The organism is Lacticaseibacillus casei DSM 20011 = JCM 1134 = ATCC 393, assembly GCF_000829055.1.
GTDB classification, from domain to species: domain Bacteria; phylum Bacillota; class Bacilli; order Lactobacillales; family Lactobacillaceae; genus Lacticaseibacillus; species Lacticaseibacillus casei.
Genome location: NZ_AP012544.1, coordinates 123949 through 139288, shown reverse-complemented (window position 1 = coordinate 139288; position 15340 = coordinate 123949). Strand labels below are relative to the sequence as shown.

15 protein-coding genes are annotated in these 15340 nt (G+C 48.8%); 4 read left to right on the top strand and 11 right to left on the bottom strand.

The window, feature by feature from the left end; translation table 11 throughout:
• Positions 1-19: 19 nt before the first annotated feature.
• The 4 genes from LBCZ_RS00650 to LBCZ_RS00635 all read right to left on the bottom strand — a co-directional run bounded on the left by LBCZ_RS00650 (position 20) and on the right by LBCZ_RS00635 (position 1650).
• A complete protein-coding gene (locus LBCZ_RS00650; protein WP_025013493.1) occupies positions 20-214 on the bottom strand; it encodes a hypothetical protein in 195 nt (64 codons plus the stop codon).
• Positions 211-453: a hypothetical protein gene (locus tag LBCZ_RS00645; RefSeq protein ID WP_010489886.1), complete on the bottom strand. Its 243-nt coding sequence runs from the start codon at positions 451-453 to the stop codon at positions 211-213. Before LBCZ_RS00645 ends, LBCZ_RS00650 begins: the two co-directional genes overlap by 4 nt.
• 288 nt (positions 454-741) lie before the next feature.
• Positions 742-1209: a flavodoxin domain-containing protein gene (locus LBCZ_RS00640; protein ID WP_025013494.1), complete on the bottom strand. Its 468-nt coding sequence runs from the start codon at positions 1207-1209 to the stop codon at positions 742-744.
• A gap of 135 nt (positions 1210-1344) precedes the next feature.
• Positions 1345-1650 (bottom strand): hypothetical protein, encoded by a 306-nt coding sequence (locus tag LBCZ_RS00635; RefSeq protein ID WP_025013495.1) that lies wholly within the window; start codon positions 1648-1650, stop codon positions 1345-1347.
• Positions 1651-1982: 332 nt separating this feature from the next.
• Here LBCZ_RS00635 and LBCZ_RS00630 point away from each other — a divergent pair, with 332 nt between their 5' ends.
• Both LBCZ_RS00630 and LBCZ_RS00625 read left to right on the top strand, forming a co-directional pair.
• A complete protein-coding gene (locus tag LBCZ_RS00630; RefSeq protein ID WP_010489894.1) occupies positions 1983-2189 on the top strand; it encodes an LBP_cg2779 family protein in 207 nt (68 codons plus the stop codon).
• A gap of 124 nt (positions 2190-2313) precedes the next feature.
• Positions 2314-3939 (top strand): gamma-glutamyltransferase family protein, encoded by a 1626-nt coding sequence (locus LBCZ_RS00625; protein WP_025013496.1) that lies wholly within the window; start codon positions 2314-2316, stop codon positions 3937-3939.
• A gap of 209 nt (positions 3940-4148) precedes the next feature.
• Here the strand turns inward: LBCZ_RS00625 and LBCZ_RS00620 are convergent, their stop codons facing one another.
• The 5 genes from LBCZ_RS00620 to LBCZ_RS00600 all read right to left on the bottom strand — a co-directional run bounded on the left by LBCZ_RS00620 (position 4149) and on the right by LBCZ_RS00600 (position 9092).
• A complete protein-coding gene (locus tag LBCZ_RS00620) occupies positions 4149-4523 on the bottom strand; it encodes a DUF1634 domain-containing protein (RefSeq protein ID WP_010489898.1) in 375 nt (124 codons plus the stop codon).
• Entirely contained in the window at positions 4523-5365 is an 843-nt protein-coding gene (locus tag LBCZ_RS00615; protein ID WP_025013497.1) for a sulfite exporter TauE/SafE family protein, read from the bottom strand. Before LBCZ_RS00615 ends, LBCZ_RS00620 begins: the two co-directional genes overlap by 1 nt.
• Before the next feature lie 145 nt (positions 5366-5510).
• On the bottom strand, positions 5511-6824 hold the full coding sequence (locus tag LBCZ_RS00610; RefSeq protein ID WP_025013498.1) for a TPM domain-containing protein: 1314 nt from the start codon (positions 6822-6824) through the stop codon (positions 5511-5513).
• Positions 6825-7087: 263 nt separating this feature from the next.
• Positions 7088-7720, bottom strand: a complete 633-nt coding sequence (locus LBCZ_RS00605; protein WP_025013499.1) for an LVIS_2131 family protein — start codon at positions 7718-7720, stop codon at positions 7088-7090.
• 10 nt (positions 7721-7730) lie between these two features.
• A complete protein-coding gene (locus tag LBCZ_RS00600; RefSeq protein ID WP_032958926.1) occupies positions 7731-9092 on the bottom strand; it encodes an FAD-dependent oxidoreductase in 1362 nt (453 codons plus the stop codon).
• Positions 9093-9236: 144 nt separating this feature from the next.
• Here LBCZ_RS00600 and LBCZ_RS00595 point away from each other — a divergent pair, with 144 nt between their 5' ends.
• Positions 9237-11087, top strand: a complete 1851-nt coding sequence (locus LBCZ_RS00595; RefSeq protein WP_025013501.1) for an FAD/NAD(P)-binding protein — start codon at positions 9237-9239, stop codon at positions 11085-11087.
• A gap of 163 nt (positions 11088-11250) precedes the next feature.
• On the opposite strand, the gene LBCZ_RS00590 is transcribed toward LBCZ_RS00595, so the two are convergent.
• Positions 11251-12117, bottom strand: coding sequence for a helix-turn-helix domain-containing protein (locus tag LBCZ_RS00590; RefSeq protein ID WP_025013502.1), 867 nt, complete (start codon positions 12115-12117; stop codon positions 11251-11253).
• A 94-nt stretch (positions 12118-12211) separates the two neighbouring features.
• Here LBCZ_RS00590 and LBCZ_RS00585 point away from each other — a divergent pair, with 94 nt between their 5' ends.
• Positions 12212-13792 carry an ATP-binding cassette domain-containing protein gene (locus tag LBCZ_RS00585; RefSeq protein ID WP_039639713.1) on the top strand — a complete coding sequence of 527 codons (1581 nt, stop codon included), beginning with the start codon at positions 12212-12214 and terminating at the stop codon, positions 13790-13792.
• 235 nt (positions 13793-14027) lie between these two features.
• Here LBCZ_RS00585 and LBCZ_RS00580 read toward each other — a convergent pair whose 3' ends face one another.
• Positions 14028-15161 carry a baeRF6 domain-containing protein gene (locus tag LBCZ_RS00580; protein ID WP_025013504.1) on the bottom strand — a complete coding sequence of 378 codons (1134 nt, stop codon included), beginning with the start codon at positions 15159-15161 and terminating at the stop codon, positions 14028-14030.
• Positions 15162-15340 lie beyond the last annotated feature (179 nt).

The window sequence follows — 15340 nt, the reverse complement described above, 5'->3', positions numbered from 1 at the left end:
AAATCATGGTTTCAATAAGCTAGTGTTTCTGCGAATTATGTGGCTGCCAAAAGCTGGCTAAAAGTAGCGCAAGAACAACGCCCAAAGTTAAACCAAGGCCGCCGACTAAAAAAGGATTCGCAATTTGATGCTGCTGCATGAAGCCATAGATAACCGCGATGAGAACAATGGCAATTGCCACTAACGCGACACGATACCAATTTTTCTTAGTCATAGGTGAGCCAGAATCGTGTACTTGCCGACATTCTTATAGTCGCCTTTCGCCTTTGAATCAGGTGTCCCAGCGGCTTCATAGAAAACCGAGTACTTGCCATCTTTATCTTTTGCAACAACCAATCCCTCGTCAACGACGTGTTGGGCCTTGTAAATTTGCGCACTGCGCCGGGCAGCAGCAAAGTCATAATCATTGGCAACTGCGTCGCCGGGATTGAAGAAAACAATTTCCTCACTCATCAAGATCCCCTCACTTTCTGGTGAGCGCGAGCCAGCGCGGTTAGAAGCCGGAGTGTAAGCGGCCTTGGGCGTGATGGCGCACTTTGCCATTGCGACCAAGGTCCTTACATGCAGGCTTCTGCGCTGGGGAGCGCGTTAATGTGAGCGTGAACTGGCGCGTTTAGCAGTCGGAGTGTAAGTGGCCTTAGGCGTGATGGCCCGATCTTGGCCATTGCGCCTAAGGTCCTTACACGCAGACTTCTGCGCCGGCAAACTCTTTATGACTTCAGTATACCACGCTAATTCAGGTCACTTCTCACTTTGAAGCGCCTCCGCTTGCTTAATCAGGCTCTGCGTAAACGCCGCAAATTGAGGCATTTCCTCCTGCTTAACGTTCAGCGCAATTTTGACCGGCTCCGCGCCCTGAACCGCTCCGCTCGCTCTCAAAACCGCTTCAAACAACTCTGGAGCCGTATTGTAATCCTTGCCGTAATAAGGATCGCCGGTGCCAAGCACGCCAAAAACCAGCGGCTTCGCAGAAAAGTCCAGCTTGCTCAAATCCTCATAGAAATCCTGGGTTTCTTCCGGAATCACGCCGCCGGTCCAGGTATATGTCGCTAAAACCAACACGTCATAGTCTTTAATCTTACTTGGATCTGTCTGAATCATTTCGCCAAGCGTAACATCCCAGCCGTAATGTTCAAAAAACTGTTGCTCAACCCGCGCCATTCCTTTGGCATTGCCCGTGATTGATGCGTATAAAATGATCGCCTTCATCGTCCTCACCTCATTAAGTTCAGTATACTGATAACTTCGAGGTTGTAAAAGCTTACATGACTGGTGAGATGCGATGTTTAGCTGTGAGCACTCAAAAAGCCGCAGTATCACCCACACTGCGACTCGGCAACTCCTTCAACTAGCTGTTTCGACGGTTCCTTCACCTTGAAGGATGAAATGAACAGCATCGGCAAGTTCGTTTTCTTTAAAAAACTTGATTTCTTGATGACCCGAAAAATCATCCACTTCGATAATCGGCTCAAATCCGTTGAAGCGCCGCAATTCTTGACGCAACCAGGCATCCCAAACTTGGGTTGCCAAGCCTTGATGCTGGCTTTGGTTTCGCCGAATGATGATATTCTTATTGTCCCAAATCCGCACACGCAAATCACGGTCACTTTGACTAGCGGCTAAGTCTTGCAAGTAAGCATAGTGTTCCATAAGCTCACCTTACCTTTCAAATCAAGGCAATACTTACAACATCGAGCGACTGGCAATCTTGTCCAAACGCCGCCAAATCAACTGTTTTACCATCGGGATGTTGGCGGTTCTGACACTCTCTTTTAGTACATCTTCATTATGCAAACATTTGTTCGTTCTTGCAATCTTTAAGTTCACCCCCTGACTATTTTTCGAATCTCATCCTGAATTCCGTCTTTATAACCTGACATTTTCGCTAATGAATCATGACAAAGTTACGATTGAATGTCATACGTGCGCACCTTGACAAAAATCGTTATACTGTTAGTAAAGGCTCACGAGGAGGAATCGTTTTGGCTGAAAAAGATCAAATCAGTGCATTTTCACGGGAAATCATCGACTTCCAGCGCAAAAATCATCTAACGGACACGGAGATGGCGCTTAACAGCCATGTATCAGTGGAACATATTCACAACATCAAATCTATGCGTGAGATGCCGGATTCTTCCGTCGTCGCCACGCTGAAGGATTACATGGAACACAAACCGAACGGTAAGTAAGTTGCCGTTATGAAAGAGTCCCGTTACCAAATGCAAAATTTGGTGACGGGGCTTTTTACGCAGGATTGTGATATTCTGTGACCTATATCTCACATTACATATTCGACACAAACGAGGCGATTCGATGTCCTTTTTCACGAGCCCTAACAATCCTTACCCGCGTTCGCGCAAGTCAGTCTATGCTAAGTACGGCATGGTGGGTACCAGCCAGCCGTTAGCTGCTCAAGCCGGTTTGCGGATTCTCCAACAAGGCGGCAATGCGGTTGATGCAGCCATAGCGACCGCTGCCTGTCTGACCGTTGTCGAGCCCACCACCAATGGCATTGGCAGTGATGCGTTTGCGATTATCAGTATCAATGGCCAGCAATATGGGATCAATGGTAGCGGTCCGGCGCCGCAAAATCTCAAAGTTGCAGATCTTCAAGCTGCTGGTTTAACGGAAATGCCCAAGTTTGGCTGGACCTCCATTGATGTTCCCGGTGCACCTGCGACTTGGGCAGCGATGGTTGAACGTTTTGGCCAGCTTTCCTTAGCTGAGGACTTAGCGCCAGCCATCGCTTATGCGCAAGATGGCTATCCCGTATCTCAGACCATCGCTTATTTTTGGGAACGCGCCGCGCAAAATTATCGCCAAGCCCAAAAAAAGGCAGCTAATCCGGCGATTTTTGACGAATGGTTCAAAACCTTTTGTCCAAATGGCCATGCGCCGCAAACTGGTGAAGTTTGGCAATCTGCGGACCAGGCCGATACACTCACACGCATTGGCCAAACACAGGCGCGCGATTTCTATGAAGGAACCTTGGCCCAAAAAATTGCCACGGCTGCGTCACAGAATGGCGGTTATTTAACGGCCGAAGATTTAGCAGCGTATCAGCCGGCTTGGGTAACGCCGCTAAAGCTCCACTATCATGGCTATGACGTGTTGGAACTGCCCCCTAACAGTCAAGGTGTGGTGGCGTTAGAAGCATTAGGATTATTGCAGGGTTGGCATTTTACCAACCGGGATTCATTTGACACCGTCCACCACCAGATTGAAGCGATTAAGTTAGCCTTTGCCGACTTCTTTAAGTTTGCTGGCGATCCGCAGGCCATGCAGCTTGATCCGAATCAGTTGCTTGCATTGGACTATCTCGCTAGCCGCAGCGCACTGATTGGTGAATCGGCCCGACCGCCTGAAGCTGGTGACCCGCAAAGTGGCGGGACCGTTTATCTGGCAACTGCCGATCGGGATGGCAATATGGTGTCCATGATTCAAAGTAACTACATGGGCTTCGGCTCAGGTGTCGTGGTTCCGGGCACGGGCATTGCCTTGAACAACCGTGGCAACAACTTTTCCTTCGATCCCGCGTCACCCAATGTCCTTGAAGGTGGTAAACGCCCGATCAACACCATCATCCCGGGCTTTTTAACCAAAAACGGGACCCCGATCGGACCTTTTGGCGTGATGGGTGGTTTCATGCAGCCACAAGGGCACCTGCAGGTTTTAATGAACACTATCGACTTTGGCCTTGACCCGCAAGCCGCGTTAGATGCCCCGCGCTGGCAATGGATGCACGATCAAACTGTCCAAGTCGAACGTGAAGTGCCAGCTGTGACGGTAAATCGACTTGTTGCCGCCGGACATCATATTGTCGTTCAGTCTGAACCCAACGTTTTTGGCCGCGGGCAGGTCATCTGGCGCAATCCTGAAACCAAAACTTATGTTGGCGGGTCCGAATCGCGAACAGACGGCGCCATGGCGGTTTGGTAACGCAAAAAGAGGAACTCCGAATCACAGAAAACTATCTGTGATCGGGAATTCCTCTTTTTTATGTGAGCGTGAGCCAGCCCGGTTAGAAACCGGAGTGTAAGCGGCCTCAGGCGTGATGGCCCGGTCTTGGCCATTGTGTCTGAGGTCCTTACACGCAGGTTTCTGGGCTGGCGAACGCGTTATGGTGAGCGCGTTATATCGGAACCGACTTAACGATTGCCCAAATACCCAATCGTCATCGCACCGATTAAGATAATCAGCACGGCAGTCGTAATCCATACATAAAGGTGGTCATGCTCCACAGCAAACGCATAAATCGAAACTACCACCCGCAAAACCGGGGTCAAAATCAGCAAAAAAATGCCTGTCATTAACACGGCGTATGGTTTTAAGGCGAAGGTTCCACTCAAAATAGCGCCAACCCGCGTCGGGTGAACGCCTGCCGGATACCCGGTCGACCCGGTCGCAATAAGCAAAATCAGCCCCAAAACAATGACCACCGCCGACAAAATGACGCCAACTTGCATGACCTTGCCGATCATAATTTCGACATCATCAATTTCGGTTTTAAGTTTATTGTCCATCAGATTGACACCCCAAATCCTTTAAGCGCCATTTGAATGCCCATATAGCCAATAACCGGAATGAAGATCATGCGCAAAACCTTGGTCGGCAGAATCTGCATCACGCGGGAACCGACTGTCGCGCCAATGAGGATCCCGATGGCCAGTGGTGCAGCAATTTGCGGCTGCAATTGCCCGCCAAAATAATACACCGTTGCACTGGCCGCCGCGGTGACCCCCATCATGAGGTTGCTGGTCGCACTGGAAGGCTTCAACGGCATGTGCATGATCGTATCCATCGCGATCACCTTAAACGCGCCGCTGCCGATCCCTAACAGACCGGAGGCAATACCGGCGCCAAACATCATCGCAAAGCCGCCTGGCACGTTGGTCACCGTATAATTGACTTCTTTACCGGTGGCTTTGTCAAAATAAGCCCCGTTCAAGCGCAACTTGGTCGCAATCTCATCTGGTGTCGTCTGGCGCGCTTCGTCTTCTTTCATCCGCATTTTGCGAATCATATTGAACGCTGAAAAAATCAACAACGCGCCGAACAAAATGTACAGCACTTTGCCGTCCACAAGCCCGGTAACAATCGCGCCCAAAACCGCGCCGACCGTCGTGGCAATTTCCAAAAACATCGCCACGCGCAAGTTCAGCATTTCATCTTTGAGATACGCAATGGTCGCACCTGAACTCGTGGCAATGACGGAGACGATACTGGCACCGATCGCATATTGAATCGGCAAACCCATTAACATCGTCAAAATCGGCGTGATAATCATCCCGCCGCCAATACCAAGCACTGCACCAAGAATGCCGCCAAGCAAACCGGTGCCCATTAACAATAGTATTTGCTCCATTTATCTAGCCCCGTTTTCATGCATTAACCAATGGCAGTTAAAACCACACACCATTTTGTTTGTATTTTCTAATGTTAGCCCACGTGATATGTGATTTTCAAGCTATTTTCAAAAAGCGGGTCGCCACGCTTCGCCGACTCATCAGTCACCAGCTGCCGCCAAAACCACCGCCGCCACTGGATCCGCCACCAAAACCACTGCCGAAACTGTCGGATCCGCCACTTCCGCCACTACTTGATCCAGAGCCAAAATCAGACATCACCCACAGCGGTAAGTCATCTTGATCTAAGTGCTGATCCTTGTCTGGATGACGGATATGGAAAAGTATGGCCGAAAACGTTGCTGCCAAAGTTTTATCCGAAAAATGATCCGTTGCTTTCACGTTTTCAAGAAACTTCGTCCATGTTGTGGCGGCTTCCTGACTGGAGATGCTTTTTTGCCCGCTGAGCCATGTTGCATATGCCGTTTCGTATGGCTTGCCTGTTACCAACCGATCCGTTAAGGCCGGATTCAGCAAATCAGCCAGTGCCGTTATGGTGGGCGCGTTGATGATTTCTTGATCTGACAATTCCCGGAGTGCCCCTTGAAGATTGTGATAGTACCAATATGGATGTGGCGTCGTGAACCGAATCTCCTGCGTCCAGGATTCAAACCTTCGTCGCGCTATCCCAGCCATTCCGATCACGCGTAATTGGTGATGCGCCCAAGCAAAGCGAAATAACGGCAAGGAAGCTGAATCTACCCGCAACTTAATGCCAGCAGCTGTCACCGCTGCATAAATCGGCAATGCTGCCATCGCCCCGGGGTCGCTCATCGCGTCATGCAACCGCGCATTCATGGCAGCATGCGCCAAGAAGAAAAGAACCATTAATCCGCCCACAATCAGTGCCGCAATCATTAGCACCCGCTTGATTGCCGCAGCACGCGCGCGTTTGGCCTTAATTTGAGTTGGCGTTGTAATCGCACTTTGGTGAGCAACGACACGCTTCCCGATATTGGTCAGGAACATCGCAATGGCGCGATCATAATTTTCGGCCTTGAGCTGGTTTTTAACGCTGTCCGTCACGATCTCGTCGGCGCTGCCGTCTGGTACAACGTCCTCTAAGCCATACCCGACTTCCAGCCAATACTTGTGATCATTGCGGGAAAGCACCAACAATAGCCCATTTTCCCAGTCTTTTTTGCCGACGCCGGCCTTCGCAAACTGGTCATTGGCATAATCTTCGATGTCATCATCATCCAGCGATGCCACTGTTATGACCGCTATTTGCGGATGCCCTTTAACCTTGGCAAACGTTTGGTCATTTAGCTGGTTTAAAACCCGGCGACTCTCAGGCCCCGTCATCGCACCTTGATCGCGATACCATTTACCTGAACTCGCCTGAACCGGTTGCAGCGTTGCAGCGCAGAGTCCCAGCAATAACAATAGGGGTACCAACCACCAGCTGTGCCGATGCATCCCCTCGCCTCCTTCATTTAATCGGGTTGTGAATGGTTTCATCATACCATGTGCTGAATACCGAACCATTCACTTAAGCATCAGGTTTTGCTGAATTTTTAGTCAGTTCAATTTAAAAGGCCATAACGCGCTCGCCAGCCCAGAAACCTGCATGTAAGGACCTTGAAACCTACACTCCGTTTTTAACCGGGCTGGCTCGCGCTCACAAAAAAATCGCCTGACGCAACATTTTGCATCAAACGATCAGATTGTTTCTGTTCGCCTTAATCCTCGACCGGATCAATCTCGACAAACGTATCATTAGGAACCCGCAGAATCGAGAACCGGTCAGCAATATGGCCTACGTGCATACCCAGGCCGTTCAGGAAACCCGGCTGGTAGCGTGCTGTTACGGTCGCCACGTAGGCTTGGTCCGCAGTTTGATCAAGTCGCTTCAGATACTTTTTCGACCACGGATAGGCGGCAGCTCGCGGCGTTAAGGGTTGGGCACCTGAGCTGACTTCCGCGTTATGACTATTGTTTTCATACTTCGCGCCTTCCGTCCAGTAAGTATAGTAGAGGATCGGATTTTTACCGTTACCGGTGTGGACACGAACGTAGAAGGAATGCTCGTCGCCTGTTTGTAAGATCAGCGGTTGCGCGCTATGGCTGATGGTGACGGCGTGACTATCGCGGTAATTGATAGGCCGCAGCCAGCTTGCCCATACCAACCCGGCCGTCGCCAGGAATAGCACGGCTACTTCCGCAAGATCAACCAGCACCACCGAAGCCGGCACTTGGCGACCGGATTTGACGATCGCTTTAATATGTCGCCGGCGAATGTGCCAGACGATGAAGATGAAGTAGGCAATTAAGATCACCCACGCTGACAGTCCGATAAGATTCCACGCGTTCATAATTTTCCCCCTACAACTTTGCGTTATCTGCCTGCATCACTGCTAACTGGCCTAATAAATTGAGATAATGCCATGGTTTATCATAATTCGGATTAAACAACATATCGACATAGGCCAGCTGATCAATCGTATTGCGATTTTGAATCATGACCGAAATCAGATTCGCCGCATTGGCAATGTCATATTGACTATAAAACTGCGCCCCTAGAATCCGGCGGTCACGAGTATCGTAAACCAGCACCATCGTAATCTTGACCGTATGCGGCATGAATGGCGGTCGAAAATCATCCGTCATGGTCACACTGGCTGCCGGCAGATGATTGCGCTTGGCGTGGGCAAGTGTGAGTCCGGTAACCGCCAGACTATGATCATACAATTTTAACGCACTGGTCGCCTGTGTTCCCATATATTTGATATTCTGGCCAAAAATATTGGCACCGGCCATTTTCCCTTGGCGAACGGCATTCGTTGCCAACGGCGCATAAGCGTCTTTACCGGTCGGGTTAAAATGAACGGCAACAGCATCACCAGCAGCATAAATATCCGGATTGCTGGTTTGCATATAATCATTCACATGAATCGCACCATCCGGATTCATCTCAACCTGTCCGACCAGCAATTCGGTCATCGGACGAAAACCAACACAAACCACCGCCAAGTCGGCTTGAATCTCCCCTTGATCCGTCTGAATGAAGACATGCTTGGCATCACTGTCAAAATGTCTGGCAATCGTGTTGGTCTTGAGTTCAACGCCGCGTTTCGTCAACACCGAAGCAATTTCCTTACTGAGTGGCAAGTCAACATAGTGGCTCAACAACGGCGACACGCCATTTATCAAAATGACCTGTTTGTAGTTGCGGCTATAGGCCTCGGCCAATTCAACGCCGATATACCCACCGCCAACAATGGCAATTTTGTCGGCATCTTTGGCGCTCTCTTTAATCTTGCGCGCATCATCATAGCTTTTGCACATCAAGACGCGCGGAATACTGACCCCGGAAATCGGTGGGATCACCGGGTAACTGCCCGTGGTCATAATGAGCTTGTCATACTGATAATGTTGCTGCTGGCCGGTCGCCAAATCCTCAGCCACGACCTGATGATCAACTGCGTCAATCGATAAAACGTCATGCTTTAAATGAACGTGCACCTTAGGACCGAGCGCTTCAAGTGAAGCCGGGGTAGCATAAAACATATCTTCCAGCCGTCCGACTGTCCCTTCGAGGTACAAGGCAATGCCACAAGAAAGAAAGGAGATGTCCTCGCGACGTTCAAAAACATCCACTTCCGTTTCCGGGTGTCTCGTTAAAAGTTCGCGCACTGCCGCAGTTCCTGCATGCGTACAGCCCACAACGACAACTTTCATCAGCATCTGCCTTCCCTTCTAGATTATCAATACAAACATTATGACACGAAAAGGCCGAAACCTAAAGCAAGTCGCTAACGGCTTTGAGACGCTTCCAAGTATAATAGCTGTGTTGCTTCTTAATTGGTCAATTCATAAAAGGAGTCTAATATGCATATCACACTTATCGGTGCCGGACCGCGTGGCTTACTGCTTTTAAGTCGGCTGCTTAGTTGGCAACCGACCCGCTATCCCAAGTGCCGGCTTAATATCGTACTGGTCGACCCTTATCCAATTGGCGGCCGGGTATGGAAAATCAATCAGGATCCTGATTTAATTATGAACACCGCTGCTTCGCAAATTACCCTATTTACGGATCAGAGCGTCACTGACGTTGGACCATTTATCACCGGACCCGATCTAAGCACTTGGGCACTGACAGTCGCAGCTGGCTATCTGGATGCCCACCCTGAATTGGATAATCGGGCAATTTTGTTACGCCAAGCTGCCAGTCTTGGACCCAACAGCTACGCGTCCCGCGCGCTTTACGGCGTGTATCAGCAGTGGTTCTTCGACTTGCTACGCACCCAAGCCGGCCAAAATACGATCACCTACAAACAACAAACAGTAACCCGCTTAGATCAAAAAGATCCCGGCTTCACCATCACAACCGACCAGGAAAGCTGGCAAACCGACCAAGTTGTCATGGCACTGGGGAATTTAAAGAACTCATTGACGCGCGATCAAAAAGCCTTACACGACTATGCCAAAACGCACAAACTATTTTATCTGGAACCGGGCTTCCCGGAAGAAGGCGACCTCAGCAACATCGAACCGCAAGCTCCGGTTATCGTTCGGGGTCTCGGCTTGAGCTTCTTTGATTTAATGAGCCGGCTAACGGAAGGTCGCGGTGGACGGTTTCAGAAAACCGCAGATGGCTTGCTCGCCTATCACCCAAGTGGTCGCGAACCGCACATCTTCGCTGGCTCACGGCGCGGTTTTCCATATCGCGCTAAAGGCCACAATCAAAAGGGACCGGGCGAGGAATGGGAGCCGCAATTTCTGACGCCTGAGCAAATCAATGCCTGGCAGGCCCGCGGTGAAGTAAGCGGCCAGACTTTCTGGGAAGGGTTAAAGCATGAAGCGGAGTTGATTTACTATCGTCTCCTCTTGCCGCAACGCTACCCTGACATTGACGAGACCGCGTTTGAACGTGACTTTATCGCGGATCCGGTTGCGACTTTAGGCGCCTTACCGATCGCTGCCAAAGACCGCCTCGATTGGGATGTGCTTGCCGATCCGACCAAAGCCCATCCCAGTGGCCAGCCTTACCAAGACTTCATGCGCCATTATCTCCGGCAAGATGCCCACGAGGCGATGCGCGGCACGAAAACCGGCCCGTTGACCAGTGCACTGGAGGTCTTACGCGACATGCGCGATCCCATTCGCCAATTTGTCGAACGCGGCCTCTTTAGTCAGGACCAGTATCTCGACTTCTTCTTGCGCTGGTTCAACTCACTGAACAATTTTCTGTCGATCGGACCACCTGCTCTGCGCATTGATCAACTGCAGGCCTTAATCGGCGCAGGCATCGTCACAATCCTACCGCCAGACATGCAAATTAAAGGCATCGATGGTCAGTTTCTTTTGAAAACACCAAGCGATCCAAAATTTTCCTTGCAAGCCAAGGCCTTACTCGAAGCACGGGTTCCAGCCGTCAATGCCCCGACCGCGCAAGATCCACTCGTACAGCAACTGCTGCATGATGGTTACGCGCATCCTTATGAACTGCAACTCAATGCTGACAAACGTTTCCAGTCAGGTGCGATCGCTGTCGACAGGCGGACCCAGCAATTGCTCGACGCCAATGAACAGCCGCAAGCCGGCCTCTTCTTCTGGGGTGTCCCAACGGAAGGCGTCCACTGGCTCACCACCGCCAGCCCACGCCCGCTTGTCAACGATGTGAGTTTGAAAACCGCGGAGCAGATTGTGAAGGCGATTTTTGCTGGTGCGGGTTCGTGATCGCAGTTCAAAGTTTCTACAAATAACCTAAAAGGCTCAGGCATTCCGCATTTTGGATGTCTGAGCCTTTGTAGTTATTCGCGAGTCGGCATGTTTAGAAGCCGGAAGCCCGATCGAATTAGTACATTTTAAAGCGATTTAAATTTTAGCAACCGTATCGTTATTAAGATGTCATTTCATTAATGAACATTTCGGTCTGTTTTTTAAATGCAACAAAAAAACTTGTTGACCCAAGGGTTTTCTGAATCTCTACAATCTTTTCAACACGCTCTTTATTTTCGGATGACGCATCTCCACAGTACGTGCAAAGTGCTTCTGCGAGTGCGATCAAAAACCGTTCAGCCATCATGTTATCCTCAATATGACTGTTCTTCATCACGCGTAGAAAAAGCCGGGCAGTTTTTAAATCCTTAGCCGCTAAGTTTAAAAGTACAACATTGTATAGAAGACTTATATTAAGTTGCAGATTTTGGTGTATTTCCAAAGCCTCATTAGTTTGAGAAGCTAATTCCCGCGCCAGCAGGTTAACGGTTACTAACGGCATAACTGACAACGTATTTCCGAAAAGCAACAGTTCGAATCGAGTCCAACCATCCACATTAAACAGATAATCTGCTAAGAAACTGACATCGGCTTTTGAGAGTGATTCCCCATTCATATCGGCAATCATTGCTTTAACCATAATCAAAATGAGCCGATTATATTTTCCTGGATGCTTCTTGAAATGGGCTTCAGCTCTGTCTTCTACCAGTGCAGCTTGGCCCTCGTTGTTATTGACAATTGCCTTTGTAATGTCTTCCAATATCGACTGCTCGTATAGATTCTCCTGAATAGCTAGAGCATTACCAAATTCAGCAAATGTGACATGTAGGCGTTCAAGGAGTGCCAGAAGCTTATCAGCGGAAATTTGGGTTAAATTCCTTTCAAACTTAGACAACTGCGCCTTCGAAAGAATCCCGTCACTAAGCTCCGCCTGGCTCATTCCCTTGTTCTCACGAAAAATATGAATAACTTCGCCAATCTTTTCCATGATGCTCCCCTGCTTTTTCATATCTGAAACATTTTTTGTTGGCATCATATTACCACATATACTAAGGCCATCAAATTAATGTGAGGCGATCGCCATGAAACCAACTATCAGCTTACTATCGCGACAAAAGGTGTTGACGCTATTAACAACGTTACTGATTCTAATCGAGTCGCTTGGCAAAGTGGCCAGCTCACTAACCCTTGCGCCCTTGACCGATCAGCTCATCAACAAAAACTTTAACGGTGTCGTCTTTTGGCTACTGTCCACCATTACCATCTGGGGCATTACCCTAACCATTGGCTACGTGAATTCAGTACTGAAGGCCCAAATTATCCGTAAGGTAACAAATCAGTTGCGTACTGACATTGCAGACGGGCTCAGCACTGTACCGATTTCCGAATACAAGAAAGTCAATCATAATGAATACGTCTCATGGTTAACCAATGACGTCAATATGATCGAACAAAATGGCTTAGATGCGTTCTTCTCGCTATTAGGCAATGTTACAACGCTACTGTTTGCCGTTACGTCGTTAGCTTTCTACCACTACAGTTTGGCACTGGCCGCTATTATTTTGGGACTTCTCACAATGACCATCCCCCAGTTCTTCTCTAAAATTATGACCAGAGAGACTAATCGGCTTGCAACTGCCAATAGTTCTTTTCTAGGAAAAGCGGATGACATTATTGGCGGATTTTCAGTATTTTTCAGTCACAATCTCGGCAACGTTTTTACACACAAGCTGGCTGTGGCTTCCGATCAGCAGGGAAAAGAGAAAGTTCTTTACACCAAAAATGTCGGTTTGGTTAATTTGCTGATCAGTGGTGTCAATGTAACAGCACAAATGCTCGTTTTGGCACTAACTTGCTTGTTAGTTGTCGGCGGTTATTTTACAGTCGGTGTCATCTCTTCTAGTGGTTCGTTGGCAGGCACTGTTTTCAATAATCTTGCAGGTATGATTCAAGGTATCTTTCAGATGAAGTCTGTTACAGTATTGCTTCATAAAGATACTTCCTCAAAAGAACCCGCGCTCTCTCCTGAGGATGATTCATTTAAAAACGCACTTACGGTTGACCATCTTTCTTTTAATTATGGCGAAAAGCCTGTCATCAAGGATATCTCTTACCGCTTCAAGAAAGGTGGTAAGTATGCCATTCTCGGAAAAAGCGGAACTGGAAAATCAACCCTTATCAACCTGATGAGTGGCCGACTTACTAATTACAGCGGTTCTATTCACGTTGATGATCTAGAATTAAACTCACTTCCAGCATCAATGCTGAATGCAAAAATCGAACTTGTCGATCAAAAATCATACATTTTCAATGAAAGCGTTCAAGAAAATATAACATTGGGAAATCCAAAAGCTTCAAATACCCTCAATAAAATCGTGGAATTTCTTGGCATCAATACATTCACCAGTTTGAGTACGAATATCCACGAACATGGCAGTAACTTGTCTGGTGGGCAACGGCAAAAATTAGCACTAGCACGCGCTTTATCATTTCGGAAACCAATCTTGATTGTCGATGAAGTCACGGCTGGTATTGACGACGAAAGTGCCCAAGCCATTGAAGATGCCTTATTAGCCGAAAAAGATCTCACGGTGATCATGATCACGCATCACCTCAGCCCTAAAACAAAAGCACAATTGACTGGCACGCTCGAATTAGCTTAAGGAGGCTGTTATCATGCAATATAGAACTGATCCTTTAACCAGAATATTGGTTCCTCTGTTTTTATCACCATCGGCACTTGATTCATACAGTAAACCCAATGCTCCTGGCATTTCCACTTTGGCTTAGGCTCACTAACTGAACCGTAAAACAGACGCTTACATTTCCAAATAATTTTGGAAATATGAGCGTCTGTCTTTTTGCTTAGTTGTACGCCTAATCTTTCCCGAAACAAACTCAAGCGTATCGCATCATTGCCCCGACCTTAGCCGGCAGTTGTTCCTCTGGCAATACCACGACCTGCCCGCCATGGCCTAACACGATATCGGCCAATGTGTTTAATAAGTTGGCGTGCTGAGCAACTTTGGAGTCACGCTCGATTCGCTCGCCATCAAGTCGGGCATGAATCCGGGCGCCCGCCTGAACAAATAACATGGCAAGTTGACCACGCAATGCTGCCGTGACAATGGTTGTCAGCTCTTCAGTGTAACTGTCATTGCTGCGGGCTTTTTCGATGATCGCCGCAAAGCGCTGACGGCGCCGATCGCGTAATGTTTCGCGAATTGGCGCCAACAGATCATCCAATTCGACAAAATCAAGCGTTGCCGGACTTTTCATCACCGCAAGCTTTGGCAACAAATGATGGTTCTTGGAAATCTCCCGAAAAACCGCCACATTTTCGGCTAAGCCCATCAGGACAAGCGGCATTTTGTTCGGATTGCTATAATGCGCGAGCAAATATTGATCGACTGCCTGATAAAAGCGGCGTTGATCACTGGCCTTTTCGGCGGACTTGTCATTGTGGCCGTGGTACGTTACATGGCCGCTACCTTGAGGCACACTGTTTAACTCACCGCCACGAATTTCGGTGCCCAGCGTTCCTGTCAACGTCTGGGGCGCGTCATCCGGCAAGGACACCGGCCGCACCTGATGGCCGTGGTTATGGTAAAGCTTGATGCTGTCGGCATTAAGCGCCAGAATATCGAAATCCGTTGCGGTCGCCTCATCCAGCATCAACGGCAGAATCTGCGGCAACTCGGTGACCATCGCCACATCATCAACGGTTTCATACATTGGGGTAACATACGTTTGCGTGCCGTTTGTCAGCACACCAATACCATTCGTCTCGCACGTCTGCCAAAACATCGGATCCTGTTCATACGGTTCAAGCTCAGCAGCGTATGGCGCGAAATCCGTCTTCGGATAGGTTTCGCCCATCACCGCTTTGACATGTTTCATCATATTCTTGAACCGAATCCGTAATTCCTCAACCGGTGTGTTGTCCGGCCAAGATAGATACAGTGATACATAAGGGCCTTGCTTCGTGTCTGCTAAAAACTGCTGCAACGTCGGTCTAGTCGTTATATCCATCAAAATGCAACTCCCTTCCGGCCTGTAGCCTACCTTTAGCGTATCAAGGTTAGCAGGTAAAGGCAAAGTAAGCACCTCTAATTAGACATTTTATAATTGATGCTGCTTGTAACGCTGGCCGGTGAAACTTGTGCCATAAGGGCGGTGACACTGTGTCACTATTTGTGATGATCAACAAG